Annotated in this window: 24 protein-coding genes; 12 read left to right on the top strand and 12 right to left on the bottom strand. The window is 72.6% G+C overall.

The genetic code is table 11. The features are described 5' to 3' along the window. Positions 1-116 precede the first annotated feature (116 nt). Positions 117-767 carry an NAD(P)H-binding protein gene (locus tag H490_RS0116215; protein ID WP_031290147.1) on the bottom strand — a complete coding sequence of 217 codons (651 nt, stop codon included), beginning with the start codon at positions 765-767 and terminating at the stop codon, positions 117-119. A 163-nt stretch (positions 768-930) separates the two neighbouring features. On the opposite strand from H490_RS0116215, the gene H490_RS26975 reads away from it, so the two are divergent. Then, complete coding sequence (locus H490_RS26975; protein ID WP_017884614.1) at positions 931-1,479, top strand: type 1 glutamine amidotransferase domain-containing protein; 549 nt, start codon at positions 931-933, stop codon at positions 1,477-1,479. A 71-nt stretch (positions 1,480-1,550) separates the two neighbouring features. Here H490_RS26975 and H490_RS26970 read toward each other — a convergent pair whose 3' ends face one another. After that, complete coding sequence (locus H490_RS26970; RefSeq protein ID WP_017884613.1) at positions 1,551-2,348, bottom strand: SDR family oxidoreductase; 798 nt, start codon at positions 2,346-2,348, stop codon at positions 1,551-1,553. Positions 2,349-2,707: 359 nt separating this feature from the next. Next, complete coding sequence (locus tag H490_RS26965; protein ID WP_017884612.1) at positions 2,708-4,252, bottom strand: protein adenylyltransferase SelO; 1,545 nt, start codon at positions 4,250-4,252, stop codon at positions 2,708-2,710. 197 nt (positions 4,253-4,449) lie between these two features. Between H490_RS26965 and H490_RS26960 the strand changes: the two genes are divergently transcribed. Beyond that, on the top strand, positions 4,450-5,346 hold the full coding sequence (locus H490_RS26960) for a TIGR01777 family oxidoreductase (RefSeq protein WP_031290146.1): 897 nt from the start codon (positions 4,450-4,452) through the stop codon (positions 5,344-5,346). Between the two features lie 82 nt (positions 5,347-5,428). Continuing rightward, entirely contained in the window at positions 5,429-6,526 is a 1,098-nt protein-coding gene (locus H490_RS26955) for a magnesium and cobalt transport protein CorA (protein ID WP_017884610.1), read from the top strand. Between the two features lie 29 nt (positions 6,527-6,555). On the opposite strand, the gene H490_RS26950 is transcribed toward H490_RS26955, so the two are convergent. The 4 genes from H490_RS26950 to H490_RS26935 are packed head-to-tail and all read right to left on the bottom strand — an operon-like array spanning position 6,556 to position 11,390. Beyond that, entirely contained in the window at positions 6,556-8,346 is a 1,791-nt protein-coding gene (locus H490_RS26950; protein WP_017884609.1) for an ABC transporter permease subunit, read from the bottom strand. A 29-nt stretch (positions 8,347-8,375) separates the two neighbouring features. Continuing rightward, positions 8,376-9,917 carry an ABC transporter substrate-binding protein gene (locus H490_RS26945; RefSeq protein WP_017884608.1) on the bottom strand — a complete coding sequence of 514 codons (1,542 nt, stop codon included), beginning with the start codon at positions 9,915-9,917 and terminating at the stop codon, positions 8,376-8,378. 37 nt (positions 9,918-9,954) lie between these two features. Beyond that, positions 9,955-10,677 (bottom strand): ATP-binding cassette domain-containing protein, encoded by a 723-nt coding sequence (locus tag H490_RS26940; protein WP_305807413.1) that lies wholly within the window; start codon positions 10,675-10,677, stop codon positions 9,955-9,957. After that, positions 10,674-11,390 (bottom strand): ATP-binding cassette domain-containing protein, encoded by a 717-nt coding sequence (locus tag H490_RS26935; protein ID WP_017884606.1) that lies wholly within the window; start codon positions 11,388-11,390, stop codon positions 10,674-10,676. The genes H490_RS26940 and H490_RS26935 overlap by 4 nt, the downstream gene beginning before the upstream one ends. Before the next feature lies 1 nt (position 11,391). On the opposite strand from H490_RS26935, the gene H490_RS26930 reads away from it, so the two are divergent. Next, positions 11,392-12,801 (top strand): MFS transporter, encoded by a 1,410-nt coding sequence (locus tag H490_RS26930; RefSeq protein ID WP_051066205.1) that lies wholly within the window; start codon positions 11,392-11,394, stop codon positions 12,799-12,801. Between the two features lie 58 nt (positions 12,802-12,859). Continuing rightward, positions 12,860-13,669 carry a GNAT family N-acetyltransferase gene (locus H490_RS31185; protein ID WP_017884604.1) on the top strand — a complete coding sequence of 270 codons (810 nt, stop codon included), beginning with the start codon at positions 12,860-12,862 and terminating at the stop codon, positions 13,667-13,669. A gap of 15 nt (positions 13,670-13,684) precedes the next feature. On the opposite strand, the gene H490_RS26925 is transcribed toward H490_RS31185, so the two are convergent. After that, a complete protein-coding gene (locus H490_RS26925) occupies positions 13,685-15,712 on the bottom strand; it encodes a BCCT family transporter (protein ID WP_017884603.1) in 2,028 nt (675 codons plus the stop codon). 246 nt (positions 15,713-15,958) lie between these two features. Between H490_RS26925 and H490_RS26920 the strand changes: the two genes are divergently transcribed. The 3 genes from H490_RS26920 to H490_RS26910 are packed head-to-tail and all read left to right on the top strand — an operon-like array spanning position 15,959 to position 18,626. Continuing rightward, the gene (locus H490_RS26920) at positions 15,959-16,906 is read left to right on the top strand and encodes a metal ABC transporter substrate-binding protein (RefSeq protein ID WP_017884602.1); all 948 of its coding nucleotides are present in this window, start codon (positions 15,959-15,961) and stop codon (positions 16,904-16,906) included. Then, positions 16,903-17,724, top strand: a complete 822-nt coding sequence (locus H490_RS26915; RefSeq protein ID WP_017884601.1) for a metal ABC transporter ATP-binding protein — start codon at positions 16,903-16,905, stop codon at positions 17,722-17,724. Before H490_RS26920 ends, H490_RS26915 begins: the two co-directional genes overlap by 4 nt. Continuing rightward, on the top strand, positions 17,721-18,626 hold the full coding sequence (locus H490_RS26910) for a metal ABC transporter permease (RefSeq protein ID WP_017884600.1): 906 nt from the start codon (positions 17,721-17,723) through the stop codon (positions 18,624-18,626). Before H490_RS26915 ends, H490_RS26910 begins: the two co-directional genes overlap by 4 nt. A 98-nt stretch (positions 18,627-18,724) precedes the next feature. On the opposite strand, the gene H490_RS26905 is transcribed toward H490_RS26910, so the two are convergent. Next, the gene (locus H490_RS26905; RefSeq protein WP_017884599.1) at positions 18,725-19,810 is read right to left on the bottom strand and encodes a PQQ-dependent sugar dehydrogenase; all 1,086 of its coding nucleotides are present in this window, start codon (positions 19,808-19,810) and stop codon (positions 18,725-18,727) included. 198 nt (positions 19,811-20,008) lie between these two features. On the opposite strand from H490_RS26905, the gene H490_RS26900 reads away from it, so the two are divergent. The 3 genes from H490_RS26900 to H490_RS26890 all read left to right on the top strand — a co-directional run bounded on the left by H490_RS26900 (position 20,009) and on the right by H490_RS26890 (position 22,630). Beyond that, positions 20,009-21,223 carry an NAD(P)/FAD-dependent oxidoreductase gene (locus H490_RS26900; protein ID WP_017884598.1) on the top strand — a complete coding sequence of 405 codons (1,215 nt, stop codon included), beginning with the start codon at positions 20,009-20,011 and terminating at the stop codon, positions 21,221-21,223. A gap of 68 nt (positions 21,224-21,291) precedes the next feature. Then, positions 21,292-22,092: an SDR family NAD(P)-dependent oxidoreductase gene (locus H490_RS26895; RefSeq protein WP_017884597.1), complete on the top strand. Its 801-nt coding sequence runs from the start codon at positions 21,292-21,294 to the stop codon at positions 22,090-22,092. A 25-nt stretch (positions 22,093-22,117) separates the two neighbouring features. Then, a complete protein-coding gene (locus H490_RS26890; RefSeq protein WP_017884596.1) occupies positions 22,118-22,630 on the top strand; it encodes a mycothiol transferase in 513 nt (170 codons plus the stop codon). 38 nt (positions 22,631-22,668) lie between these two features. Here the strand turns inward: H490_RS26890 and H490_RS26885 are convergent, their stop codons facing one another. Beyond that, complete coding sequence (locus tag H490_RS26885; RefSeq protein WP_017884595.1) at positions 22,669-23,325, bottom strand: response regulator transcription factor; 657 nt, start codon at positions 23,323-23,325, stop codon at positions 22,669-22,671. Positions 23,326-23,576: 251 nt separating this feature from the next. On the opposite strand from H490_RS26885, the gene H490_RS26880 reads away from it, so the two are divergent. After that, positions 23,577-23,897: a hypothetical protein gene (locus tag H490_RS26880; RefSeq protein WP_017884594.1), complete on the top strand. Its 321-nt coding sequence runs from the start codon at positions 23,577-23,579 to the stop codon at positions 23,895-23,897. Positions 23,898-23,936: 39 nt separating this feature from the next. Here the strand turns inward: H490_RS26880 and H490_RS26875 are convergent, their stop codons facing one another. After that, a complete protein-coding gene (locus H490_RS26875; RefSeq protein ID WP_017884593.1) occupies positions 23,937-25,220 on the bottom strand; it encodes an ArgE/DapE family deacylase in 1,284 nt (427 codons plus the stop codon). Positions 25,221-25,376: 156 nt separating this feature from the next. After that, complete coding sequence (locus H490_RS26870) at positions 25,377-26,495, bottom strand: helix-turn-helix domain-containing protein (protein ID WP_017884592.1); 1,119 nt, start codon at positions 26,493-26,495, stop codon at positions 25,377-25,379. Positions 26,496-26,529 lie beyond the last annotated feature (34 nt).

The following is a 26,529-nucleotide window of genomic DNA, read 5'->3' as shown; positions in this document are numbered from 1 at the left end:
CACGAGCATGGCGATGCCGCCGCGGAAGCCGTCGTCGGAGCGGATCGGGAACTCTCGCTGCGCTCTGCGCCGGGTGCTGCCGCGTCTCATCCCTCGGAGTCTATCGACGCCGGGGCTCAGGCTCGGGCCGCCACCGCCTCGGCGATGGGCGTGCCGCCGGAGTTGAAGCGGATCGTGCGGCCGATCGTACCGTCGTCCGCGAGCACCGCCGCGACGACCGCTGCGACGTCCGCGCGCGGCACGCTCTCCGAGTCCTCGGCGTCGACGTCGATCCGGCCCGTGCCCGGATCGAGCGTGAGGGCGCTCGGGCCGAGCACCGTCCAGTCGAGAGAGGAGGCGCGCAGGTGCTCGTCGGCCGCGGCCTTCGCCTCGGCGTACGCGAAGAAGGGGTGGTCGGGGTCGACCCCGTGCTGCGGCGATGCGCGGAAATAGGAGACCATCACGTAGCGCCGCACGCCGGCCCGCTCGGCCGCGTCCATGCTGCGCACCGCGGCCTCGTGGTCCACCGCGCGCGTGCGCGCCGGGTTGCCGCCCCCGGCGCCCGCCGACCAGACGACCGCGTCGTGACCCGCGATCAGCTCTGCGAGCGCGTCGACGTCGAGCCGCTCGATGTCGGCCACGAGCGGCTCGGCGCCGGTGGCCCGCACCTCGTCGGCGTGGTCGGGGTTGCGGATCACCGCCGTCACCCCGTCGCCCCGAGCCGTGAGCAGGGGCTCCGCGAGAAGCGCAATCTTGCCGTGTCCACCGAAGAGAATGATCCGTGACATGCCCTCCACCATACGCCTCGGGCCGGGGCGTGCACAGGGCCGCCGGATCGCCTCCCGCAGGCAAGATAGCGAATCGCACCGAGCAGCGCAACGGGGTGCCCCGGGCGCCGGCGACGGGGTTGACTGGTGCTCATCGATGCACGCAACGAGATTGGAGAACACCATGGCGCACCTGACCGGTAAGCGCGTAGCGATCCTCGCCACCAACGGGTTCGAGGATTCCGAGCTGACGGAACCCCTCGCCGCGGTGCGGGAGCACGGAGCCGAGGTCGACGTCGTCTCGACGAACACGGGGACGATCCGCGGCAAGAACGGGCACGAGGCGATCGTGAGCCGATCGACCTCCGACGCGAGCGCCGGCGATTACGACGCCCTGGTGCTGCCCGGCGGCGTCGTCAACGGCGACCACATCCGGCTCGACGAGCACGCCGTGTCGTTCACCCGCGACTTCTTCGAGCAGCACAAGCCGGTGGCGGCGATCTGCCACGGCGGCTGGATCCTCGCCGACGCCGACGTGCTGCAGGGCCGCAAGGTCACCTCGTACCCGAGCCTGCGCACGGACCTGCGCAACGCGGGAGCGACGTGGGTCGACGAGGAGGTCGTGGTGGATCAGGGGCTCGTGACGAGCCGCACCCCCGACGACCTGCCCGCCTTCAACGCGAAGCTCGTCGAGGAGATCGCCGAGGGCAAGCACCGCGGCCAGACCGCCTAGCGACGAGCCGAGCGGGTGCGCAGGGGTCTCTCCATTCCCCGGCGCACCCGCTCTTTCTTTTGGGTGCGGGCTCAGCTTCGGGGGCCGCCCGCCACGTACAGCACCTGCCCCGAGACGAAGCCGCTGGCCTCGTCGGTGAAGAACGCCACCGCGTTCGCGATGTCCTCGGGGGCGCCCACCCGCCGCACCGGCACCGCGGCCGCCTCGCGCTCGACGAGCTCGTCGAAGCCGATGCCCAGCCGCTCGGCGACGGAGCGGGTCATGTCGGTGACCGTGAATCCGGGCGCGACCGCGTTGGCGGTGACGCCGAAGCGGCCGAGTTCGAGCGCGAGGGTCTTCGTGAACCCCTGGATCCCCGCCTTCGCCGCCGAGTAGTTCGCCTGCCCGGCGTTGCCGAGCGCCGACGTGCTCGAGAGGTTAACGATCCTGCCCCAGCCGTGCCGCACCATGTACTGCTGCGCCTCGCGGCTCATGAGGAAGGCGCCGCGCAGGTGCACGTTCATGATGGTGTCCCAGCTCTCGACGGGCATCTTGAACAGCAGGTCGTCGCGCAGCACGCCCGCGTTGTTGACGAGGATCAGCGGCGGCCCGAGGCGCTCGGCAGCCCGGGCTACACCCTCGCGCACACTCGTCTCGTCGCTCACGTCGACGGCGAAGGCCTCGGCTGCGGTCTCGGCCGAGAGCCCGGCGGTGCCTGACCCGGCTTCCTGCGCGGCCTCGCGGATGAGCCGCGCGGTCTCGGCCGCCCCGTCGAGGTCGAGGTCGAACAGGGCGAGGCGCTCACCGCGCCGGGCGAGCTCGAGGGCGATCGCCCGCCCCAGCCCGCGGGCGGCGCCCGTCACGATCGCCGAACGCCGTGGTGTGTGCATGCTCGGCTCCCCCGCGCAGCCTGTTCCGTCACCATTCAGGCTACCCCGTTCCCCCGCCCCGCCGTCTCTGACACGCCCCGCCCTGCCCCGGACCCCTGCCTGCTCCCTCGCACCATGCCCGGCTGCTCCTGCGCCGGGCGTGCGGGCCCTCGAGAGGCGGATTTCGCAGCTCGCGCGCCCGCGCGACATGCGAAATCCGCCTCTCGGCGCACCGCGGGTCACGGGGAGGCGCGCTCGGGTCGGGCCTGGGCGGTCGGGACGGGCGCGGGCGGTCGGGACGGGCGCGGGCGGTCGGGACGGGCGCGGGCGGTCGGGTCGGGCGCGACGGATCCGGGCGGTCGGGAGGGGTCAGCGCAGGCCTACGTGCCGCAGTAGGTGACGTGCGGGCGGCCCGGAGGGCCCGGTTGAGCGTACCGTTCGAGACCCTGACGCGGCTCGAACGGGCGCGCGACCGCGTCGAGGATCGCCTCGAACGGCGCGAGGTCGCCCTCGGTGGCCGCGACGAGCGCTTCGTCGACGAGGTGGTTGCGCGCGATGTAGACGGGGTTCGTCGCGTCCATCGCGGTCGGATCGGGGCCGAGCGCGAGCCACCGCTCCAGCCACGGGCCGGGGCTTCGCTCCCCGAGCAGCACTGCGTACCCGGTGGGCGCGACCCCGCGCGCGGTCTCGGCGAGCGCCCGGAACGCGCGCGTGTAGTCGATCCGGCCCTCGTGCAGCTCGTGCAGCAGCTCTGCGGCGAGCGCGGCCACGGTCTCGTCGTCGGCCGTCGGGTCGGCTCCGCGGGCGTCGCCGAGCCCGAGCTTGGCCCGCATGCCCGCGGTCCACGCGGCGTCGTAGGCGCCCCCGAAGCCCTGCAGCGCGCCGACGGCCTGCCGCTCGGCCTCGGCTGGGTCGTCGGAGAGCAGCGGCAGCAGGGTCTCGGCGAAGCGGGTGAGGTTCCACCCGGCGACGGCGGGCTGCGCGCCGTAGGCGTAGCGGCCGCGGTGGTCGATGGAACTGAACACCGTGGCGGGGTCGTAGGCGTCCATGAAGGCGCACGGCCCGTAGTCGATGGTCTCGCCCGAGATCGTCATGTTGTCGGTGTTCATGACGCCGTGCACGAAGCCGACGAGCATCCACGAGGCGACGAGCCTCGCCTGCACGTCGATCACCGCTTCGAGCAGCCCGAGGTAGGGCGTCTCGCCGGCCGCGAGCTCCGGGAAGTGCCGCTCGATGGCGAAGTCGGCGAGGCGGCGGAGCAGCTCGGGGTCGCCGAGCGAGCGCGCGTACTGGAACGTGCCGACGCGCAGGTGGCTGCTCGCGACGCGTGCGAGCGCGGCGCCCGGCAGCACGTCGAGCGCTTCGTCGCGCACCACGCGTCGGCCGGTCGCGACGACGGCGAGGGCCCGGGTGGTGGGGATGCCGAGCGCGTGCATGGCCTCCCCCATCAGGTACTCGCGCAGCATGGGACCGACGGCGGCGAATCCGTCGGCTCCTCTCGCGAAGGGGGTGCGGCCGGATCCCTTCAGGTGCAGGTCCCGCACCCGTCCCCGGGTGTCGGCGATCTCGCCGAGCAGCAGCGCGCGGCCGTCGCCGAGTCTGGGCGAGTAGGCGCCGAACTGGTGCCCGGCGTAGACCTGCGCGACGGGCAGGCTGCCCTCGGCGGGGTCGTTGCCGATCAGCCAGCGCGCACCGGGTTCGTCGCGCAGCCGCTCGGGGTCGAGCCCCAGCTCTCGTGCGAGGCTCTCGTTGAGGGCGAGGATCGCGGGGCGCTCGGGCCGCATCGCGTTCCAGGGCAGCGCCAGTTCGGGCAGACGCTCGGCGAAGGCGGCGCCGAGGGGCGGGGCGAACGGCCGAGCAGCCGCGGGCGACCGCACTCCGCCGGGCTCCGCTGCGCGGTCTTCGGGCTGGGCTTCGGTGCGCATGCCCCGAGGCTACGCCCGCTTCCTCACCGCGCACTCAGGGTGGCGGCGTGGACGTTCCGCGCGACGAAGCCCGTCTCTCATGAGCCTCGTGCTCCTGGTGGTACCCGGCGGCGCACCCTAGGATCGGGAGCACGAACGCGGCAGCGACTCGCACATGGTGTGCCGGGCCGCCGCCGTGGCAGCAGAGGGGGCGGCTCATGAGCGGGCACGTGGTGATCGCGGGCGGATCCGGTCTGATCGGCGGGGCGCTCACCTGGCTGCTGCAGGCGGAGGGGCGCCGGGTCACGCATCTGGTGCGGCGCCCGCCCCGCGGCCCGCACGAGGTCGAGTGGCTCACCGACGGCGGCGCGCTCGACCCCGCAGTGCTCGACGGCGCCGACGCGGTGGTCTGCCTCAACGGGGCGAGCATCGGCCGCCTGCCCTGGACGGCCCCCTACCGCCGCACTCTCCGGGAGTCGCGGTTGATCCCGACCCGCACGCTCGCGACGGCCCTGCGCCGTCTCGGTTCCGGCGCCCCCGCGTTCCTCTGCGCCTCGGCGGTGGGGTACTACGGCGACCGCCCCGGCGAGACCCTCGATGAGGCGAGCGCGGCGGGCGAGACCTTCCTCGCCGAGCTGTGCGCGGCGTGGGAGCGGGAGGCCCTCGCCGCGGGACCCGAAACCCGCGTCGTGCTGCTGCGCACCGCTCCCCTGCTGCACGCCGAGGGCGTGCTGAAGCCGCTGCTCGCCCTCACACGACTGGGGCTGAGCGGTCCCCTGGGCGCCGGCACGCAGCTGTGGCCCTGGATCTCGCTCGACGACGAGGTGCGGGCGATCCGCCACCTCATCGCCGCCGACGTCGAGGGCCCCGCGAATCTCTGCGGGCCGATCCCGGCCTCGGCGAACGACATCGGGCGGGAGCTCGCCCGGCAGATGCGCCGCCCCTTCCTGCTGCCCGCGCCCCCGTGGGCGCTGCGGCTCGGGCTGGGCCGCGACGCCGCCGACTCGCTGCTGCTCGTGGACGCCCGCGTGCTGCCCACCGTGCTCGAGGGAACGGGCTTCGAATTCGAGCACCCCACCGTGGAACGGGCCATGGCGTCGGCGCTCGCCGGCTGAGCGCCGATCCCGAGCGAGACACGGCCCGGGCCTCCGCCCCGCCTGGGATACACTGCCAAACGGTTCGACGGAGGGGGCTGACATGGCACGGCAGCGAGCGAAGCGCGCGGTTCGGCAGAGCGCGCGGGGAGCGACCGCGGCGGCCCCCGTCGCGGCTCCGACCCTCACCCGCCGCATCGTCGACGGCCGCCCGCAGCAGCTCGCCGCCGACGTGCCGCCCGCCGAGTCGCTCGCCTTCACGCGGGCCGATCCGTCGCACATGGCGTTGACCGTGATGGCCACGCCCGACCCCGAGGGCATCGCCGAACTGGCCTCGGCGTGGCAGCTGCACCCGCTGCTGGTCGAGGATCTGCTGCACGCCGGGCAGCGACCCAAGCTCGAGCGCTACGGCGACGTGCTGTTCCTCGTGCTGCGATCGGCCCGCTACATCGACGAGAGCGAGGAGGTGGAGTTCAGCGAGTTCCACCTGCTCGTGCGCCCCCGCACGCTCGTGATCGTCTGCCAGGACGGTCGCCTCATCGACGGCACCGAGGTCGCCGCCGGCATCGACGCGTCGCAGAACGCCCCGCTCGGCAGCGGCGCGCTGCTGCTCGGGAACGAGCAGCTGCTGCGCCTCGGCCCCGAGGGGATGGTCTATCAGCTGCTCGACGCGATCGTCGACGGCTACTTTCCCGTGCTCGACGGCGTGCAGACCGACAAGGAGCAGATCGAGCGGCAGGTGTTCAGCGGCGACGCGGCGGCCGCCGAGCGCATCTACCACCTCAGCCAGGAGGTGATCGACGTGCTGCACGCGACCGCCGCCCTCACGCGGGTGCTGCACAAGCTGCAGCAGGGTGCCGACAAGTACGCGATCCCCGACGCCCTGCAGGCCTACCTGCAGGACGTCTCCGATCACCTCACGCGCGTGGTGACCGAGACCACCGAGCTGCGCGACGCGCTCTCGCAGATCCTCAACGTGAACGCCACGCTCGTGGCGCAGCGCCAGAACGAGGACATGAAGAAGATCTCGGGCTGGGCCGCGATCCTCTTCGCCCCCACGCTCATCGCAGCGGTCTACGGCATGAACTTCGACCTGATGCCCGAACTGCACTGGGCGGCGGGGTATCCGCTCGCCGTGGGCGGGATGGTCGGGTTCGCGGCACTGCTGTACGTGATCTTCAAGCTGAAGAAGTGGATGTAGTGGGCGGATCGCCGATCCGTCCGCGCCCGTCACACCGCTGCGGCGGGGATCGACACCTCCGCGTCCTCGCGCTCGGTGAGCCTCGGCGCCGCGGCTGAGCGCGTGCGGCGCGTGCGGCGCAGCCCGGCGAGCGCCACCGCGAACACCGAGGTGAGGATCAGCGCGATCGCCGGTGCGACCGTGGTCCACGGGGCGCGCTCGACGTAGTCGATGCCCTCCGAGAGCAGCAGGCCCCACTCGGGCAGCGGCGGCTGCGCGCCGAGGCCGAGGAAACCGAGGGCGGCGAGGGCGAGGGCGACGCCCGGCAGCCGCAGCATACCGTGGCGCAGCAGCGGCAGCACGGCGGCGGGCAGCACGTGGCGCAGCCAGATCTCGAGGCTCGTCACCCCGGCGAGCGGCAACCACCTGATGTGCGGCAGGGCCAGCGCCTCGTCGATGAGCGCCGCCGCGTGCGTGGTGAGCGGCGGCCAGGTCACCCAGAGCACCGCGAGCGCGGCTCCCCCGACCGAGGGGCCGAGCAGCGCGGCGATGATGACGCCCGCGAGGATCGGGGGCGTCGCGTTGGCGATCTCCGCGGGCCCGCGTGCGACCTCGCCGAGCACGGCGAGCAGCAGGCCCACCACGATCGCGAGCAGCACGATCAGGAACGCCGGGGTGAGGGTGCCGATCGTGCCGTGGGCGACGCGCGCGAGCAGGTCGCGCCCGCTGGCGTCGGCGCCGAAGGGCAGCTCGAGGCTGGGCGGAGCGAGGCGGGCGTGCGCGATCGTGTAGGGGTCGCGCGGCAGCCCGAAGGCCAGGATGGCGAGCAGCAGGCCCGCCGCGATCGCCGCCGTCCAGCGGGCCGCACGGCCGTCGCCGCGCGCCTCGGGCGGTGGCGGCAGCGATCCGGCGGGCAGCGGTCCGCCGCGCAGCAGGCGCCTCGCGAGCGAGGCCAGCACCCCGACGAGCACGGCCGCCAGCGCCATGAGCAACACACCGGCCTGCAGCGCCGGCAGATCCTGCGCGTTCGCCGAGCCGAGCAGGTAGCGGCCGAGGCCCGGGATCGCGAAGACCTGTTCGACGGCCACGGCACCGCCGAGCAGGCCGATGAACACGAGCCCCAGCTGGTCGACGACGGCCGCCGCCGCGCGCCGCAGCACCCCGGCCAGAATCACCCGAGCCGGTGCGCCTGCGAGTCGCCAGACGTTCACCCAGCGCTCCTCGGCGACGCCCGAGACGGCGTCGGAGAGCAGGCGGCCGAGGAGGCCGCCTGCCGGGATGCCGAGTGAGAGGGACGGCAGGACCGCGGTGTCGAGGCCCGTCCAGCCGTAGGGCGGCAGCCACTGCAGCTGCACCGCCACCACCACCAGCAGCGCACTCGCCAGCAGGAACTCGGGGAGCGCCGTCAGAGCCACCCCGAGGGGCCCGGAGCCCCGCTGTGGCTGATCCCCCAGCACCCGGAGGGCGGCGGGCGCGACGAGGGCGGCCGCGACGACGAGCGCCACGACGGTGGCGAACAGGGTGAGCGTCGCCGAGGCGCCGAGGGCGTGCCACACGCCGGGCCCGATCTCGCCGCCGCTCACCCACGAGGTGCCGAGGTCTCCGCGCAGCACACCCGACCACCAGCGCAGGCTCGTGGCGAGCGGCCCGCCGTCGAGCCCGAGCTCCTGGCGGATGGCGGCGAGCGCTTCGGGGGTGGGTTCGAGCTCGGCGTAGCGGGCTCGCAGCACGGCGGCCGCGGGGTCGAGCCGCGACAGCCAGGGCAGTGCCCCGGCGACGAGCAGCAGCACGACCCCGCTGAGCACGCGCGAGACGAGCCCGAGCGCACTACTGTGCCGCACGGTCGCCCTCCTTCCGCACCCTGGTCGGACTACTCGGCATCGAGGTGGGTGTCGGCGGTGATGAGGATGCGCTCGCGCGGGTCGCGGGCGGCCTCGTGCACGCGCGACGACTCTCCCTGGATCACCCGCTCGTGCAGCAGCGGGATCGCGGCGTCGGTGCCGAGCACGCTCGCCTCGGCGAGCATGATGGCGCGCTGACGCTCCTCCCCGGCCTCGGTCTCGGAGGCGATGCGGATCGCCTCGTCGACCTCGGGCGCGCAGAGCTGGGAGATCGAGAAGCCGCCGTCGCAGGTGAAGTCGGAGGCGAGGTAGGCGACGGGGTCGCCGGAGTCGAGCACGGTGGCCCGGGAGAGGATGAACGCGTCGAAGGCGCCGTCGAGGGCGTCGGCCTCGATGTACTGGTACTCGCGCACGTCCTGCTGCACGTCGAAGCCGACCGCTTCGAGCTGCTGCTCGAGCATCACGGCGACCTCGGGCAGCTCGGCCCGGTCGGTGAAGGTCCCCAGCGTGATCTTCACGCCGTCGACCCGGGCGGCCTCGGCTCGGCCGTCGAGCCGTTCGCGGTAGCCGGCGTCGTCGCGCAGGTCGGCGGCGTACGGCAGCGCGGGGCCGAGCAGGCCCGACGCGACGTCGGCGCGACCCTCGTACACCGAGTCTACGATGGCTGCGCGGTCGATGGCCTCGCGCGCGGCGGCTCGCACGGCGGGGTCGGCGAAGGGACCGCTCTCGGTGTTCAGGTACAGCGTGTTGGTGCGCGGCATCGGCACCTCGGTGATGAGATCCTGGTCGACCGACGCCGCCTGGCCGGCGGGGATCGCCTCGACGACGTCGGCCTCGCCTGTGCGCAGGGCCGCCGACCGTGCCGTGCCGTCGGGCACGAACGTCACGTCGATGCCGCTCGCGAGGGCGGGGTCGCCCCAGTAGTCCTCGTAGCGGTCGAGGGTCGCGCCCGAGACGCCGTCGACGTCGACGATCTCGAACGGCCCGGTGCCGGTGCCCACGGGGTTCACCCCGTTCTCGGTGTAGGCGGCGTCGTCGAAGATCGCGAGCTGGGGACTCGACAGGCGGTGCGGCAGCAGCGGGTCGGGTTCGGCCGTCTCGATGGTGACGCCGTGCTCGCCCTCGGCGCTCACGGTCAGCTCGACGCCGTCGAGGATGCGCGGCACGGGGGTCGCGTCGATCGCGTGCTGCAGGGAGTTGACCACGGAGGCCGGGGTGAGCGCCTGGCCGTTGTGGAACGTCACCCCTTCGCGGATCGTGAACCGCCACGTCAGCTCGCCGTCGCGCTCCCACTCGGAGGCGAGGCCGGGCAGGGCTTCGCCGAGCTCGTCGAGCACGACGAGCGTCTCGGAGGCCGACCAGCGGGAGAGCTTGAACGCATCGTCGCTGAGGGGGCTGAGGCCGGAGCGCGGCGGCTGCATGTGGGCGACCGAGATGCGGTCGTCGGTGCCGCGGTGGCCGCCTGCGGCGCCGGAGAAGCAGCCGGAGAGCGCGAGCAGCCCCGCGAGCGGGATCGCGGCCAGCGCCAGAGCGCGGGATCGGGGCCGGGGTCGGGGTCGGGAGACGGTCATCGAGGGTCCTGTCCGTTGGGGTCGTGTACGTGGGCGGTCATGGCGCGGGAGGCGCGACGATCGTCGTTGTGCGGGAGCAGCGCGCGGCGAGCTCCGGGTCGTGGGTGACGAGCAGCATGCCGATGCGGGCCGCTTCGACGCCGGCGAGCAGCGCGGTCGAGACCGAGAGCGCGGTCTCGGGGTCGAGCGCACTGGTCGGCTCGTCGGCGACGAGCACGGCCGGTTCGACCGCGAGGGCGCGCGCGATCGCGGCGCGCTGGGCCTGCCCGCCCGAGAGTTCGGCGGGCCGGCGGTCGAGCAGGCCGAGGTCGAGGTGGGCGAGCTCGGCGGCGCGGCGGATCATCGCCTCCGCGTCGCCGCCGGCCGCGCCGGTGAGTCTGCGCAGCGCCTGCTCGATGGAGCGCCGGACTGTGGATCGGGGCGCGAAGGAGGCCGCTGGATCCTGCGGGACGCCCTGCACCAGTCGACGGCGACGCCGTTCGGGGCGGTGGGACGGCCCGCACCAGGGCTCCCCCGATACCGCGACCCCGCCGTCGGCCGCAGGCCTCAGGCCGAGCACGATGTCGGCGAGCGTCGATTTGCCGGCGCCCGAGCGGCCCACGACCGCGACCGATTCGCCAGCGTGGATGCGCAGGCTCGTCGGGGCGAGCACGCGCCTCGCGCGGCGGCCTCGGCCGTGCATCGCGGTGACCTCGCGGATCTCGAGCATGGGGACGCCGGATCCGGCGCTTCGCCCCGCCCCGCCCACCGCCGCGCTCACGGCCGCACTCCGGCGCGGCGGAGCGGCACCTCGGCGATGCTCCCGGCGGCGACCCGGATGTGCCGCGTCGCGAGCGCGTCCGCGACCGCGCCGTCGTGGGTCGCCACGACGAGCGTCTGGTGCTCGCCGATGATCTCGTCGAGCAGTCGCAGGGTCTGATCGCGGGTGTCGTGATCGAGGGCGCTGGTCGGCTCGTCGGCGAGGATCAACGGCGCGTCGGTGAGCACCGCGAGGGCGACGGCCGCGCGCTGCGCCTGGCCGCCCGAGAGTTCGGTGGGGCGTCTGCGGTGCATCGCGGGATCGTCGAGCCCGACCGACACGAGCACCTCGGCGACGCGATCGGCGCCGGCAGCGGTGACGCGCCGCAGCTGGCGCGCGAGCGGGGCGAGGGGGTGGAGCGCGTCGAGCCCCCGCTGCGGCACGAAGCCGACGCGGGTGAACGTCGCCTGCCGCCCGCCCTCGAACACGAGCCCCGCCGCCCAGCGTCCGGTGAGCGTGCTCAGCAGCAGCGACTTGCCGCTGCCCGAGGGGCCGGTGATCACCACGCGCTCGCCGGGTGCGATGTCGAGGCGCGGCACCTCAAGCAGGGCGCGGCCGTCGGCGGTTCGCACCGTCGCCCCGCGCAGCGAGACGAGCGCCGCCCCGCCGCGGTTCTTCGGCGCGCGCCGCGCCGAAGCGGGAGCGGTGGATCCGCGCGTAGTATCGATACTCATAATGAAAATGATTATCAATCACGGACGGCGGGCGGCGCAAATCAGCCCACCGCCCGCCCGCGCCGTCCCGGCGCACGGCCCCGCCGCCGCGCCTCGAACTCCCACCCTGCTCGGCACCCAGGCCCTCTTCAACATCGGCTTCTACGCCGTGGTGCCGTTCCTCACGACGGTGCTGACGGGAGACTTCGGGCTCGGCGCCGCCGCGGTCGGCCTCGTGCTGGGAGTGCGCACCCTCGCGCAGCAGGGCCTCTTCATCGTCGGCGGCTCTCTCGCCGATCGTGTCGGCGCGCGGCCGGTCATCCTGACCGGCTGCGCGGTGCGCGCCGCGGGCTTCCTCGCGCTCTCGGCGGCGCTCTGGGCGGGAGACCCCCGGCTCTGGCTCTTCATCGCGGGCACCGCGCTGACCGGTCTCGGCGGCGCCCTCTTCTCGCCCGCGCTCAACTCCCTCATCGCCGAGATCGAGGCAGTGCGGCGCACCGCCTCCCCGACGCGCGGCGCGGGCGTCGGCGATGCCGCCGCGGAGCGCGCCTCGAGCGACGTCCTGCCGGGCTTCGCCGCCCGGACGCTCCATCGCTCACCCCGTGCAAGGGCATCCCTCTTCGCCTGGCTCGCCGTCACCGGAGAGGTCGGCGTGGTGGTCGGCCCCCTCCTCGGCGCGGCACTGCTCGACCACGGCTTCGCCGTCGTCGCCGCAGCCGGCGCAGCCCTCTTCCTCGCCGTCGGCGCGATGCTCGCCGCTCTGTTGCCCCGACCGGTCCGTGAGCGCCGGCCCCACCGCGGCGCGACCGCGCTCGCGGCCCTGCGAGATCGCCGATTCGCGGCCTTCGCAGCGCTGCACGCCGCCGACCTGCTCGCCTACAACCAGCTCTACCTCGCGCTGCCCCTCGCGATGGCCCAGGCGGGCGGCGACGCCGGGGCCGTCGCCCTCGTGTTCGCGTGGGTGTCGATCCTCACCCTCGCGCTGCAGCTCCCGCTCGCGCGCGGAAGCGCACGACTGGGAGCCCCGCGAGCCCTCCGCATCGGCTACCTGGCGCACGCGGCGGCTTTCCTCTCGCTGGCGGCTGCAGCCCTGCTGCCGCTCACGCAGACCGCGGCGCTCGCCCTCGTCACAATGGCCGCGACCGGGATCGCGTTCGGCCACCTCATCGCGAACCCGACGGCGCTCGCCCTCGTGCCCGAACTCGCCCGCCCCGGGGCGACCGGATCGTACTTCGGCCTGCTCGCGAGCTGCGGCGGCATCGCGGTGCTGTGCGGCAACCTCGCGGTCGGCAGGCTCTTCGACCGCGCGAGCGGCGCCTCCGCGGCGGGGTCGGGAGCGGCGGCGCTCCCCTGGCTGCTGCTCGCGACCCTTCCCGCGCTGGCCGCAGCGCTCGCCCCGCGGCTGCTCGCGGGGCGAGCGCGCGCGAACTGAGCGCCCGCGCCCCGCGTCGTACACTGCAAGCGCAGAGCAAACCGCACGGAGGTGGCCCATGGGCGGGCAGTTCGAGATCGACCGCGTCGGCGGCGAGGCGATCCCTCGCCTCGCACCCCTCTGGGATGCGCTGTTCGACCACCACGCGTCGATCGGTGCCGCCGGTCTCGAGATCGTCGAGCGGGGCGAGAGCTGGCCGCTGCGCGAGCGCCACTATCGGCGACTGCACGACGAGCAACCGTGGGTCTCCATCCACCTCGCGGTGCGCTCGGACCGCACTGTCGGCTACGCGCTCAGCTACGCCGACGAACTCGACGGACGGTCGGCAGTCGTGCTCGAGACCCTCAGCGTGCTGCCCGCAGCACGGGGTGCGGGCCTCGGCACGCTGCTGATGCGCGCGGTCGACGAGGAGGCCGAGGCTGCCGGGATCGGCGTCTCCGTCGTCGACGTGATGGGCGGCAATCCCCGAGCGCGCAAGCTGTATCTCGGGCAGGGCTATCAGCCGTACTCCGAGAGCTGGATGCGCTCGCAGCGACCGGGCACCGCAGCGGGAACGCATCGCGGCGAGACGACGCATGATTCGGCGGTGCTCGCCGAGCGCGCCGCCGAACTCGGGTTCGCCCTCGACTTCTCACCCGGCCCCGATGACACCTGGGTGTCCGCCGACCGCATCGCCGAGCTCGCACCCGCCTCCGCAGACGCCGGCTCCGATCCCGCCCGCCTCGGCGCGCTGCTCGACGATCTCGCCCGCGCCGGCGACTGGACCGCGCGCGTCGAGATCTCGTCCGCGCCGGCGAGCGAGCCCCTGCGCTCGGCGCTCGCCTCACTCGGGTGCAGGCTCAGCACCGAGCGCCTCGCGCGTCGGTAGCCGGGACGGACGCGCTCAGCGCTTCTCGGTCGGCTTGCGCCCGAAGGCGCCCCTCGTGCGCGAGATGCGGTAGTCGATGCGATCGTCCACCCAGGATTCGAGCTCGGGGATGTCGGTGATCGTGCCCGCCAGCTCGTTCGAGATGTGCTCGGTGACGCGATCGAGCCGGGCGATGCGCTCGGCCCGCTCGAGCACCCGGTCGTCGATGCGCAGCGCGCGCAGCGTCGACCAGCTCATGAGCAGCAGCACCACGCTGAACGGCAGCGCGGTCGCGAGGGCGGCCGCCTGCAGCGATTGCAGGCCGCCGGCCAGCAGCAGCGCGATCGCCACAACGCCCTCGAGGATCGACCACAGCACGCGCGACCACGTGGGCGGGTTGGGGTGGCCGCCCGAGGCGAGCATGTCGACCACCAGCGACCCCGAATCCGATGAGGTGATGAAGAAGATCGCGACCAGCAGGATGCCGACCACCGAGAACACGGTGCCGAGGGGAAGATCTCCGAGCACCTTGAACAGAGCGCTCTCGACGTGCACCTCGCCGTTCTCGACCAGGTCGCCCTCGCCGAACAGCTGGCGGTAGATGCCGGCGCCGCCCATCACCGAGAACCACACGACGCCCACGAGGGTCGGTGCGAGCAGCACGCCCGCGATGAACTCGCGCACGGTGCGGCCGCGCGAGATGCGGGCAATGAAGATGCCCACGAACGGCGACCACGAGATCCACCAGCCCCAGTAGAAGATCGTCCATCCCGAGAACCAGCTCGTGGCCTCCGGCGAGCGCTGGTAGGCGCCCACGTCGAAGGTCATCTGCAACGCGTTCGCCAGGTAGAAGCCGATCGACTCGGTGAGATTCTGCAGCAGGAACAGCGTGGGCCCGAGCAGCAGCACGCTGATGAGCAGCAGCCCCGCCATCGACAGGTTGATGTTCGAGAGCCACTTCATGCCGGCGCCGATGCCGCTGATCACCGAGAGCATGGCGATGAGGGTGATGACGAGGATCAGCACGACGAGCAGCGTGTTGCTCGCTCGATCGACGATCCCGATCTCGGCCATGCCCGCCGAGATCTGCTGCACCCCGAGGCCGAGCGAGGTCGCCACGCCGAAGACGGTGCCGAAGATCGCGAGCACGTCGATGACGTCGCCGACCCAGCCCTTGACGCGCTCGCCGAACAGGGGCTCGAGCGACCAGCGGATCGAGACCGGCCGCCCGCGGCGGTGGATCGCGTAGGCGATCGCGAGGCCGATCACCGCGTAGATCGCCCAGGGGTGCAGCCCCCAGTGCACGAAGGTCTGCGCCATCGCGAGACCGGCGAGCTCGGCCTGGTCGCCCTCCCACCCGGGCTTCGGCTGCACGGTCGCGTACGTGAGCGGTTCGCCCACCCCGTAGAACACGAGACCGATGCCCATGCCGGCGGCGAACAGCATCGAGAACCACGACAGCACCCCGAACTCGGGCACGTCGTCGTCGCGGCCGAGACGGATGCGCCCGAGGCGCGAGCACGCGATCCCGACCGCCACCGCGATGAACACCGCGACGATGATCATGTAGTACCAGCCGAGGTGCTCGACGATCCAGTTCTGCACCGCCATGAATACGCTTCCGGCGAGCGCCGGTGCGAGGATCGCGAACAGGGAGACCAGGAGGATCACGATGAGCGCGGGCCAGAAGACCCGCGGCGAGATCATGCCCCGCCCGATCCGCACGCCGTGGCTGCGCAGCTTCTCGGTGATGCGGGCGTCGGAGTCGTCCTCGGCGATCTGCACGGAGCTCGGCAGGTGCACGGTGGCCGGCAGACTCGGATCGGACGGGATCGCGGCGGCCACCCGGCTCAGCTGGGCGGCGAGCTCGGCCTCCGACCTGAGCAGGGCCTCGGCCACCGTCTCGAACGGCGCGTCGAACTCGGGCTCGGCGTCGGGCCCGCGCCGCGCGTCGCGCCCGGTCTCGGCGCGGCCGCCCGCGCCGGATCGCTGTTCGGGAGGCGTCTCGGCGCCCGTGTCGGGCTGCGACCCGTCGCCGTCCCCCGGCTGATCGGTTGCGCTCATGGCCGTTCTCCACTCTGTTCGACGAACGATTCGGCCCTTCTACCTTCGCGGGCCGAGGGAGCCATTGCAAGCCGGGCGACGGCTTCAATGCCTCGGGAGGCATACGGCGCGAGGCGCGGCCGCCGCGACGTCGACTTGCAACGGCATGTCGATCTTGAAAGTTCGGCATACCGAACTTTAAGATGGAGACCACCGAACCGACGCCTCTCGCCCGAGGAGCTTCCGCACGACCGTGAAGGAGACCCCATGCCCCGCCGCTCGCCCCGCCCCGCCCGCATCCGCTCGCTGGCGCTCGCCGCAGCCGTGCTCGCCGCGAGCGCGCTCACCGCCTGCAGCGCGAACGCCGCGGAGGGCCCGGGCCGCGACGACGGGCGCCCCGTGGTGCTCACCACCTTCACCGTGCTCGCCGACATGGCGCGCAACGTCGCGGGCGAGCACCTGCGCGTCGAGTCGATCACCAAGCCAGGCGCCGAGATCCACGGCTACGAACCGACGCCGAGCGACGTGCGCCGCGCGGCCGAGGCCGAGCTGATCCTCGACAACGGCCTCGGGCTCGAAGCCTGGTTCGAGCAGTTCGTCGCCGACCTCGACGTCCCCCACGCGGTCGTGAGCGAGGGCGTCGAACCGATCCCGATCGCCGACAACGCGCACGCGGGCATGCCCAACCCGCACGCCTGGATGAGCCCGCGCAGCGCGCAGACCTACGTCGACAACATGGTGACGGCCTTCAGCGAGCTCGACCCCGAGCACGCCGCCGACTACACCGCCAACGGAGAGGCCTACGGCGCCGAACTGCAGCGGGTGCACGACGAGCTCACGGCCAAGCTCTCGGACCTGCCCGAGCAGCAGCGCGCGCTCGTCACCTGCGAGGGCGCCTTCTCGTATCTCGCCCGCGACACCGGACTCACCGAGCGCTACATCTGGGCGGTCAACGCCGAACAGCAGGCCACACCGCAGCAGATCGCGGACACGATCGACTTCGTGCGGCAGAACGACGTGCCCGCCGTGTTCTGCGAGTCGACCGTCTCGGACAAGCCGATGCGGCAGGTCGTCGAATCCACCGACGCCGAGTTCGGCGGCGTGCTCTACGTCGACTCCCTGTCCGAGGCCGACGGCCCCGTGCCGAGCTACCTCGAGCTGATCCGCCACGACGCGCAGCTCATCGCCGACGGTCTCACCGGAGGCGACGCGTGACCGCCCCCGCCGCCCCGGCGCTCGAGATCCGCGACCTCACCGTGCGCTACGGCGACGTGCTCGCCCTCGACGGGGCCGACTTCTCGGTCGAACCCGGGCGCGTCTGCGGCCTCGTCGGCATGAACGGCTCGGGCAAGTCGACCCTCTTCAAGACGATCATGGGCATGATCCGCCCCGACTCCGGATCGGTGCTCATCGACGGCGACCCCCCGGCTCGCGCCCGCCGCGAGGGCCGCGTCGGATACGTGCCGCAGAGCGAAGACGTCGACTGGGCGTTCCCGGTCTCGGTGCGCGACGTGGTGATGATGGGGCGCTACGGCCACCTCGGCGTCTCGCGGCGGCCCCGGCGCGCCGACCAGCACGCGGTCGACCGCGCACTCGAGCGCGTCGAGCTGACCGACTACGCCGACCGGCAGATCGGGCGGCTCTCGGGCGGGCAGCGCAAACGCGCATTCGTCGCCCGGGGCATCGCACAGGGAGCCACCACCCTGCTGCTCGACGAGCCCTTCGCGGGCGTCGACAAGCGCTCCGAGGCGACCATCACCCGTCTGCTGCGCGAGCTCGCCGCCGACGACCACACGATCCTCGTCTCCACGCACGACCTGCACGCCCTGCCCGCTCTCGCGGACGAGGCGGTGCTGCTGATGCGGCGCGTGCTCATGCACGGCGACCCCCACGAGGTGCTGCAGCCCGACGCGCTCGCGCTCGCCTTCGGGCTCGACGTCATGCATCGTGACGACGGTCCCGCATCGGACGATCGGGAGCGCGACGACGACAGCCGCGAACGCGACGCGCGCGAACCGGGAGAGGACGCATGAACCCGCTCGACCTGCTGCTCGACCCGCTCGGCTACGACTTCATGACGCGCGCGCTCGCGACCGCGCTCGTCGCCTCGGTGGTGTGCGCGCTGCTCTCGTGCTGGCTCGTGCTCATCGGCTGGTCGCTGATGGGCGACGCGGTCTCGCACGCGGTGCTGCCCGGAGTGGCGATCGCCTATCTGGTGGGCGCCCCCTTCGCACTCGGGGCCGTCGTGTTCGGCGTGCTCGCGGTCGCGCTCATCGGGGCGGTGCGCGACACGAGCCGCGTGAAGGAGGACGCGGCCATCGGCATCGTCTTCACCACGCTGTTCGCACTCGGGCTCGTGATCATCTCGGTCGTGCCCTCGCAGACCGACCTCACGCACATCATCTTCGGCAACCTGCTCGGGGTGTCGTCGGCCGATCTGCTGCAGATCGCGGTGCTGGCCGCGATCGTCTTCGCGGTGCTGATCGTGAAGCGGCGCGATTTCACCCTCTTCGCGTTCGACCCCACGCACGCGCACGCCATCGGCCTGCACCCCCGCCTCCTCGGCGCGATCCTGCTGGGGCTGCTCGCGATGACCTCGGTGGTCGCGCTGCAGGCCGTCGGGGTGATCCTCGTCGTCGCGATGCTCATCATCCCCGGTGCGACCGCGTACCTGCTCACCGATCGCTTCGGGCGCATGCTCGTGCTCGCCCCCGCCATCGCCGCCGTCTGCGCCGTCGTCGGCCTCTACACGAGCTACTACCTCGACACGGCGTCGGGCCCCATGATCGTGCTCGCGCAGGGCGCGGCGTTCGCCCTGGCCTACCTGTTCGGGCCGCGCCAGGGGCTCATCGCCACCCGGCTGCTCGCTCGTCGCCGGGCGCGCTCGGCGACGCGGTCGCGAACGCGGGCGAGGGGTTCGGGATCCGTCGCCTGATCCCCGCCCGAGCCGGACCCGAGGCCGGCCCGGGCGGCGGTCGGGCTTGGTTCCGGAGCCGGAACGACACGCCGGGGCGCGGCGAGGATCGAGGCTCCTCAGCGGGGATCCACGCGCAGGATCCGATCGTCGCCGTCGGCCGGCGCGCCCCGGCCGTCGGTGTTGTTCGTGAGCACCCACAGCGATCCGTCGGGCGCGACCGCCGCCTCGCGCAGCCGCCCGTAGACGCCCGCGAGGTGCTCGGTCGAGGCCCCGAGATCGCCGAGCGGCACCTCGCGCAGCCGCTCTCCGCGCAGGTTGGCAATGTACAGGCTGCCGTCGACGACGGCCATGCCGCTCGGGCTCGCCTCCCCCGGTTCCCACTGCTGCACGGGATCGACGAAGCCGGCCCGGCCCGCGATGCCCTCCACCTCGGGCCAGCCGTAGTTGCCGCCCGCCTCGATCACGTTGAGCTCGTCCCAGGTGTTCTGACCGAACTCCGAGGCGTAGAGCGCGCCGTCGTCGTCCCAGGCGAGACCCTGCGCGTTGCGGTGTCCGAGGCTGTAGACGTAGGAGCCAGGGAACGGGTTGTCGGCCGGCGCCGCCCCGTCGGGCGCGAGGCGCAGGATCTTGCCTGCGAGCGACCCCGCGTCCTGCGCGCTCGCGGGGTCGCCCGCGTCGCCCGTGGTCGCGTAGAGCATGCCGTCAGGCCCGATGGCGATGCGGCCCCCGTTGTGATGGCTCGCCGCCGGGATCCCGTCGAGGATCGTCTCGGCCTCACCGAGGGCCAGGGCGCCCGGCTCCCCCGCGAGCGGCAGCCGTTCGATGCGGTTCTCGTCGCGCGCGGTGAAGTAGACGTAGAGGTGCTCGTCGTGCACGGCGATGCCGAGCAGCCCGCCTTCCCCGGCGGGCACGACCCCGTCGATCACCGCCACCTCGCGGCTGCCGCCCTCGGCATCGAGCTCGACGATGCGCGCGGTGTCGCGCTCGCTGACGAGAGGCGTCTCCCCGTGGAACGCGATGGACCACGGGGCGTCGAGGCCGGTCGCCACGGTCTCCGCGCCCGATGCCGCCTCTGCGCCGGGAGATGCGCCGCCGCCCCGATGCTCCGCTCCGGGCGTGGTCGTGCAGCCCGCGAGCAGCAGCGCGGCGCCGGCCACGGCGATCCAGCGGGCGCGGCACGGCGCGGGAAGCGTCTCGATCATGCTCCCACGGTACGCCCCCGTCGCGGCATCCGCGCTGCGTGCCGGGCGCATCAGCCCTAGCGAGGCCGGGCGCTCCACCGGCGCCGAACCGGTCGGCCTCGCAAGAGCCGTCGATCGCGGCGAGCGGCGACTAGCACTCGGCTCGGGGTGTTGGCAAGGCCCTGCCGCTGCGTGCCCGCGGCTCGTTACCGTGAGGTCATGGCTGATTACAGCGAGTACCGGTATCTGATCGTCGGCGGCGGCATGGTCGCCGACAGCGCGGCTCGCGGCATCCGCGAGCTCGACCCCGAGGGGACCATCGGCATCGTGGCCGAGGAGCAGACGCCTCCGGTGACGCGGCCGGCCCTCTCGAAGAAGCTCTGGACGGATCCCGCTTTCGCCTTCGACGACGTCTGGCTCGACACGGAGGCCGACACGGGTGCGACGAGGCACGCTGGTGAGCGAGCGGTGGAGATCGACCGCGGCGAGCGCGTCGTGCGCACCGAGCACGGCGCCGAGTTCCGCTACGAGCAGCTGCTGCTCGCCACGGGAGGCAGCCCCGGCACCGCCGGCCTGCCGGACGACGACCGCATCGTGTTCTTCCGCTCCGTCGAGGACTACCGACGGCTGCGCGGTCTCGCGGGGGGCGAGCGCCACGTGGCGGTGGTCGGAGGCAGCTTCATCGGCACCGAGCTGGCGGCGGCCCTCGTGCAGAACGACACGCGCGTCACGCTGGTCTTCCCGGATGAGGTGCTGGGCGGGTCGAAGTTCCCCGCCGAGCTGGCCTCGCGGTTCCAGCGGATGTACGAGCGCGAGGGCGTGACCATAGTGTCCGGAGCGAAGGCCGAGGGGGCCGGCTTCGAAGCCGACGGCTCGGTGCGCCTCGCGCTCTCCGACGGCGGCTCCCTGACGTGCGACGCAGTGGTGGTGGGCGTCGGCGTCACCCCGAACATCGAGCTGGCCCGTGGGGCCGGCCTCGAGACCGACGACGGGGTGCTGGTCGACGACCGGCTGCGCACGAGCGACCCCCGGGTGTTCGCGGCCGGGGACATCGCCTCCTACCCCGACGAGATCCTGGGCCGGCGCCGCATCGAGCACGTCGACAATGCCACCGAGATGGGGCACCAGGCGGGACGCAACCTCGCGGGGGCCGACGAGCCCTACGATCACACGCCCTACTTCTACTCGGTGGTGTTCGGCAACCGCTACGAGGCGGTCGGCACCCTCGACCCGTCGCTCGAGACCGTCGAGCAGTGGGACGGAGAGCGGGGCGTCGTCTACTACGTCGACGACGACCGCGTGGCGGGCGTGCTGCTCTGGAACGTCGAGGGCCGGCGCGACGACGCGCGCGACGCGATCGCGAACGCCGACGGCTCTGATCACGAGGCGCTGCGCCGCCGCATCCCAACGGAGGACGGCGAGACGGAGGACTGATCGGGGATCCGCCATCCGTATCCGGATGACGGACCGATATCACCACCCGCTGCAGCGGAAGGAGCATCATGGATCTCGGCATCGCGGGGCGCACGGCCCTCATCACCGGCGGCGACTCGGGCATCGGCTGGAGCACGGCCTCCGAGCTTCTTCGGGAGGGGGCCACGGTCGTGCTGACCGATCGCGATCCCGAGAAACTGCGCGCCGCCGCGCGCGAGCTGGATGCCCCGCCGGACCGGCTGCACGCATTCCCGGCGGATCTCACCCGCCCGTCCGACATCGAGCAGCTGCACCGCAGTGCGGCGAGCGCCGTCGGCGCCGTCGACACGCTCGTGCACTGCGCCGGGGTGACGGGGGCGCAGGGCAAGTTCCACGAGATCGACGACGAGGGCTGGATCTCGACGCTCGACGTCGACCTGCTCGCTCCCGTGCGCGTCACCCGCGCCTTCCTCGACGACCTGCGCGCCAGCGGCCGGGGCCGCATCGTGTTCATCGCGTCGGAGGACGCCGTGCAGCCGTACGACGACGAGCTGCCCTATTGCGCGGCGAAGGCCGGCGTGCTCGCGCTCGCGAAGGGCCTCTCGCGCAGCTATGCGGGGCAGGGCCTGCTCGTCAACACCGTCTCCCCCGCCTTCATCCGCACGCCCATGACCGACGCCATGATGGATCGCCGCGCCGAAGAGCTCGGGGTGACGCGCGACGAAGCGATCCGCTCCTTCCTCGACGAGGAGCGCCCCTTCCTCGAGTTGAAGCGGCGAGGCGCCCCCGAGGAGGTGGCCGCGGTCATCGCGTTCCTGTGCTCCGACCGCGCCTCCTTCGTGACCGGTTCGAACTATCGAGTGGACGGAGGATCCGTCGCGACGCTCTGAGCGGAGCTCGCGACGGCAGCACGACATGAACGCCATCGACATACTGATCGACCTGGCCCGGCGGCCGAAGGATTCCGCCGAGGCCCTGCGCATCTCCCTCACGCCGGGCCTGCTGAACGCCCACCCGCACCACGACAACTCCGTGGCCTGGCTGCTGTGGCACGCCGCCCGCGAACTCGACGAGCAGCTCGCCTCGCTCTCCGGCCGCGAAGCGGTGTGGTCGTCGGAGGGCTTCGACCGGCGCTTCGGCCTCGATCTCGGCCCGCACGAGATGGGGTACGGGCACACGGCGGAGCAGGCGCGCGCCGTCGTCATCGAGGATCCCGAGCTGCTGCTCGAGCATCTCGCAGCCGTGGTCGACGCGCAGGTGGAGTACCTGCGGTCGCTCGACGATTCCGCGCTCGACGAGATCATCGACGAGCAGTGGGATCCGCCGGTGACCCGCGCCTCACGGCTCGTGAGCATCTCGGTCGACGCGGCCGAGCACGTGGCGCAGGCGGCTTACATCGCCGGCATGGAGCCGGGAGCGTTCGAATAGGCGGTGGGAGGCGCGCCCCTTCACTCAGGGGAGGCCGCCTAGCGCTCGCCCTTCCGAGGAGGCAGCATGCCGTGCTCGATGCCCCACCGCACCGCCTGGGATCGGCGCTCGACGCCCATCTTGCGATACGCCGAGCGGATGTACGACTTGAGTGAGTTCAGGCTCAGATACAGCGACGCCGCGATCTCCGGATTCGTGTGCCCCTGGGTGATCAGCGCGACGACCTCCGCCTCGCGCACGCTCAACCCCTCTTCCCTGCCGGGCCACGAACTCTGCGGTTCGGCGAGGCGACCGCCGGGGCTCTCCCGGGGCGCTTCAGCTCCGGGTGCCGCACCCCGGCCAGCGATCCGCTCGAGCGAGGCCACGAGCTCGGCCGCGGGCAGCGACTTGTCGAGGTACTCGACTCCGCTCGTCGCCCCCTCGCCCTCGATCGCCGCCTCTCCGGCGTTCCAGGCGTACACGACGACCGTGCCCGTCGCCGGATCCGCGACCAGCTCGCCGAGGTCCCGCTGCTCGTCGAGGGTGCGGCCGAAGGTGTCGTAGAGGGTGAGATCCACCCGCCGGCCCGAGACGGAGCGAATGTCCTCCTCCACCACCCGCACCCGGTCGTCGAAAGGCTCGAGCATGGCGCGCAGGCCCGCCACGACCACCTCGTAGTCGTTGAGCAGACGCAGGCGCAGAGGCTCGGTGTTCACGTAACGAGTATAGGCGCGAGCGGCCCGTAGGCTGCCGGATCCGCGCCCCGCCGAAGACCCACGAGACGGCGGTTCGACGCCGAATTTTAGTTGTCTCGGGCCGCCGAGAACACACCCCCAGGGGTGGTGCCCTCCTCGCTACAGTTTCCCCGGGAAGCACGCCCCCTTCCCACTCCACCCGGGCCGATGGCCGTCCGCCGAGAATGGCGCGCCCGCGACAGGAGTCATTCGGCATCGACCCGAAGGCAGCATTGGGAACACTCATCTACGGCAGGACGCAGGAGTACCACTTCGACGACCGCACCCTTGAGCACCTGCGGGTCGTGATCGTCACGAGGGTGCGGAGGAACGAGTCCTTCTTCCTCACCTGGACCGCGCACCAGCACCAGCGCGCGGTCACGACGACGCTCTGGATCTCGGCGTCGATCCCCATCGTCTTCCACTTTTCCGACGGCGAGCGCGTGCCGCTCTCGAGGGAGTGGCTGCAGCGGCTCACGAAGTCGTCGTACTCGAGCCGGGGGCTCGTGCTCACCCCCGAGCACGCGGGACGGGAGTCTCACGACTCGAAGTAGCCCGGTCTCGCCTCTGCCGGGCCCGGGGCGCGGCCGCCGCTACTCGGCCTCGACGACTCCGCACCAGGAGGCCAGGAACAACGCCATCGATTTCGTGCACCTGCGCACCGAGTCGATGCTCACGCGCTCGTCGTAGCCGTGGATGTTCTCCGAGACGGGGCCGTAGACGAGCGTCGGCATCCCGCCGTAGTTCACGAAGACCCGGCCGTCGAGGTATCCGGGAGTGGTGAAGCTCGTGAGTTCGCGAGAGAACGCCGCGCGGTGCGTCTGCTCGAGCAGCGCCTCCGCCTCCCCGCCCGGCTCGAGCACGTAGCCCTCGGCGTAGAAGCCGTCGGGCGTGAGCCGCACCTCGAACGAGCGGCCTGCCTCGGCGCGCTGCGAGGCGTCCTCCACGCAACGCACGATCTCACTCCACGCGTCGTCGGCGGTCGTGCCCGGATAGGTGGCGACGCGCACCCGCAGTTCGCACCAGGCCGGCACGCTCGACGGCCAGTCGCCGCCGCGGATGCCGCCCACGTTGAAGTTGATGGGGTGATCCAGATCCTCGAAATAGCGGTGCTCGCCCTTCTCGGCGTTCCAGCGCTTCTCGAGCTCGCGCAGCGCGCCGATGACCTCGTAGGCGGCGTCGATCGCGTTGAAGCCGTTCGCCATCTCCCTGGGGTGGGTGGGATCCCCGCTCACGCGGGCCGTGAACCACAGCACCCCCACGTTGGCACGCACGAGCGCATCCTCCTCCGGCTCCGAGATGATGACGGCGTCGGCCGTGTAGCCGCGCAGCAGGGCGGCCAGCGAACCGTTGCCGGTGCACTCCTCTTCGACGACCGACTGCAGGTGGACCCGGCCCGTGAGTTCGAGGCCGGCGCGGCGGATCGCGTCGAACGCGAACAGGTTCGAGACGAGACCGGCCTTCATGTCGCCGGCGCCGCGTCCGTACATCCAGCCGTCGCGGATCTCGGCGTCCCACGGCGAGCGCGACCACTCGGCCTCGGGCCCCTCGGGCACGACATCGATGTGCCCGTTGAGGATCAGCGACCTCCCGCCGTCGCGAGCGGGACTGTAGGTGCCGACGACGTTCGTCATGGTGCGGTAGTCGACCGTGCACTTGCCGAAGCCCGGGTGCGCGCGCAGTTCGGGCGTGTCGATCGCCCAGCGGTCGATCTCCAGCCCGAGATCCCGCATCTGCTGCTCGATGAGATCCTGGGCGGGCTCCTCGCCCTCGCGCAGCGACGGCGAGGCGACGAGCTCAGCGGTTCTCGCGAGCTGCTCGTCGAACCGCGCGTCCACGGCGGCGAGGATCCGGTCGGCGACTTCGTGGGGGATCATGTTGCTTCCTCTCGGCGGCCGCGGGGCCGGATCGCTGCGGCACGGCGCGGGTGCGTTGCTCGGGCGCTCCGTTCGCGTCCGGTGATTTCGAGCCTATGTGTCGAGATGCATCGCCGAGGTGTCCAGATCGAGCCGATTCCGCGCCTCGAGTGGTGATCACAACACCGAGGGGTCGGCCGGCAGCAGCAGGAGCGCGATCGCGGCGTCCCTCGGCCGCGTCACGTCGAGCCCGGTGAGCGCCTCGAACGCGCGCAGCCGCTTGAACACGGTGTTGCGGTGCAGGAAGAGCCGATCCGCGGTCTCCTGCACCGATCCGCTGCGCATGAAGACGTGCAGGGTCTCCGAGAACCTCTGCCGCTCGTCGGACGTGGCGCGCCGCCAGTCGCCGAGCAGTTCGTGCTCGAAACCCTCGACCCTTTCCCGCACCCGCTCGCGCATGAGCGGCGCGAACGCGTCTCGCAGTGTCACGATCCTCCCGGGCTCCGCGACGCGCAGAACATCGCGGGCCAGCGAGGCGGCCGGCGCGAGGGCCCCGACGCCCGCGACTCTGGCGATGTGGACGCCCGCGAGCCCCCGCGAGGCCAGCGGCCAGTCGACGACGCCGCGCCTGCGCCGGAACAGGTGCAGCAGGTCGCCGTCCTCGTACGTCAGGGCCGCCTGCTCCGAGAGGGAGGCGCGCATCGCCTCCGGAACCTCGGCGGTCTTCGCGGTGATCAGCTCATAGGTCTCATCGCTCGCAAGACCGAGCACCTCCGCCGCGCCGCGCACCTCGGCCTCGTCGGCTCCGCCCGCGAACAGGCGGGACAGCGCCCGCTCGCGCGCCGTGCGGTGGAACTGGGCCATGATCTGCGTCTCGTCGATGAACGCGGCCTGCACCTCCGTCGCGTATCGCTCGACGACGTTGAGCACGCGCTCGCCGTTCGAGACGAGCTCCCCGACGAGGTCCGGCTCCGCGGCCCGGTGCAGCGCGCGCCAGAGCAGCCGGAAGTTGATCCTGACCCCCTCGGTGAACTGGCCGATCCGGATCCCCTGGCGCGCCCGCCGTCTGCCGAGGGAGCCGGGGAAATCGGAGGCCGCGGCCTCGCCGTCATCGGCCGATAGCCGTTCCAGGAAGAGGTCGAACGCCTGCAGTGCGGTGCGCTCGAGATCGTCGCGCGGCACCGGGCCGCCGGAGTAGCCGTCGAGGTCGGCGAGCTCCTCCATGAAGTCGCCGAGCAGCGTCGGGATGTCCCGTCGCACCCGTTCGAGCAGATTCAGCCAGGTCGATTCGCCCATCCCCCCATTGTCGCCGCTCGAGGGCGCGTTCGCC

It is taken from the genome of Leucobacter sp. UCD-THU (genome assembly GCF_000349545.1).
Classification (GTDB): domain Bacteria; phylum Actinomycetota; class Actinomycetes; order Actinomycetales; family Microbacteriaceae; genus Leucobacter; species Leucobacter muris.
The sequence above is the reverse complement of the archived record's forward strand: the minus strand, read 5'-3'. Positions and strand labels throughout refer to the sequence as shown.

Excerpts from the sequence above, each read along its gene's own strand:
- H490_RS26925 (WP_017884603.1), bottom strand. The coding sequence starts at position 15,712 with ATGAGCGCAACCGATCAGCCGGGGGACGGCGACGGGTCGCAGCCCGAC.
- H490_RS26935 (WP_017884606.1), bottom strand. The coding sequence starts at position 11,390 with ATGAGTATCGATACTACGCGCGGATCCACCGCTCCCGCTTCGGCGCGG.
- H490_RS26975 (WP_017884614.1), top strand. The coding sequence starts at position 931 with ATGGCGCACCTGACCGGTAAGCGCGTAGCGATCCTCGCCACCAACGGG.
- H490_RS0116215 (WP_031290147.1), bottom strand. The coding sequence starts at position 767 with ATGTCACGGATCATTCTCTTCGGTGGACACGGCAAGATTGCGCTTCTC.
- H490_RS26910 (WP_017884600.1), top strand. The coding sequence starts at position 17,721 with ATGAACCCGCTCGACCTGCTGCTCGACCCGCTCGGCTACGACTTCATG.
- H490_RS26945 (WP_017884608.1), bottom strand. The coding sequence starts at position 9,917 with ATGACCGTCTCCCGACCCCGACCCCGGCCCCGATCCCGCGCTCTGGCG.
- H490_RS31185 (WP_017884604.1), top strand. The coding sequence starts at position 12,860 with ATGGGCGGGCAGTTCGAGATCGACCGCGTCGGCGGCGAGGCGATCCCT.
- H490_RS26960 (WP_031290146.1), top strand. The coding sequence starts at position 4,450 with ATGAGCGGGCACGTGGTGATCGCGGGCGGATCCGGTCTGATCGGCGGG.
- H490_RS26875 (WP_017884593.1), bottom strand. The coding sequence starts at position 25,220 with ATGATCCCCCACGAAGTCGCCGACCGGATCCTCGCCGCCGTGGACGCG.
- H490_RS26895 (WP_017884597.1), top strand. The coding sequence starts at position 21,292 with ATGGATCTCGGCATCGCGGGGCGCACGGCCCTCATCACCGGCGGCGAC.
- H490_RS26920 (WP_017884602.1), top strand. The coding sequence starts at position 15,959 with ATGCCCCGCCGCTCGCCCCGCCCCGCCCGCATCCGCTCGCTGGCGCTC.
- H490_RS26905 (WP_017884599.1), bottom strand. The coding sequence starts at position 19,810 with ATGATCGAGACGCTTCCCGCGCCGTGCCGCGCCCGCTGGATCGCCGTG.
- H490_RS26965 (WP_017884612.1), bottom strand. The coding sequence starts at position 4,252 with ATGCGCACCGAAGCCCAGCCCGAAGACCGCGCAGCGGAGCCCGGCGGA.
- H490_RS26955 (WP_017884610.1), top strand. The coding sequence starts at position 5,429 with ATGGCACGGCAGCGAGCGAAGCGCGCGGTTCGGCAGAGCGCGCGGGGA.
- H490_RS26870 (WP_017884592.1), bottom strand. The coding sequence starts at position 26,495 with ATGGGCGAATCGACCTGGCTGAATCTGCTCGAACGGGTGCGACGGGAC.
- H490_RS26970 (WP_017884613.1), bottom strand. The coding sequence starts at position 2,348 with ATGCACACACCACGGCGTTCGGCGATCGTGACGGGCGCCGCCCGCGGG.
- H490_RS26900 (WP_017884598.1), top strand. The coding sequence starts at position 20,009 with ATGGCTGATTACAGCGAGTACCGGTATCTGATCGTCGGCGGCGGCATG.
- H490_RS26890 (WP_017884596.1), top strand. The coding sequence starts at position 22,118 with ATGAACGCCATCGACATACTGATCGACCTGGCCCGGCGGCCGAAGGAT.
- H490_RS26930 (WP_051066205.1), top strand. The coding sequence starts at position 11,392 with ATGAAAATGATTATCAATCACGGACGGCGGGCGGCGCAAATCAGCCCA.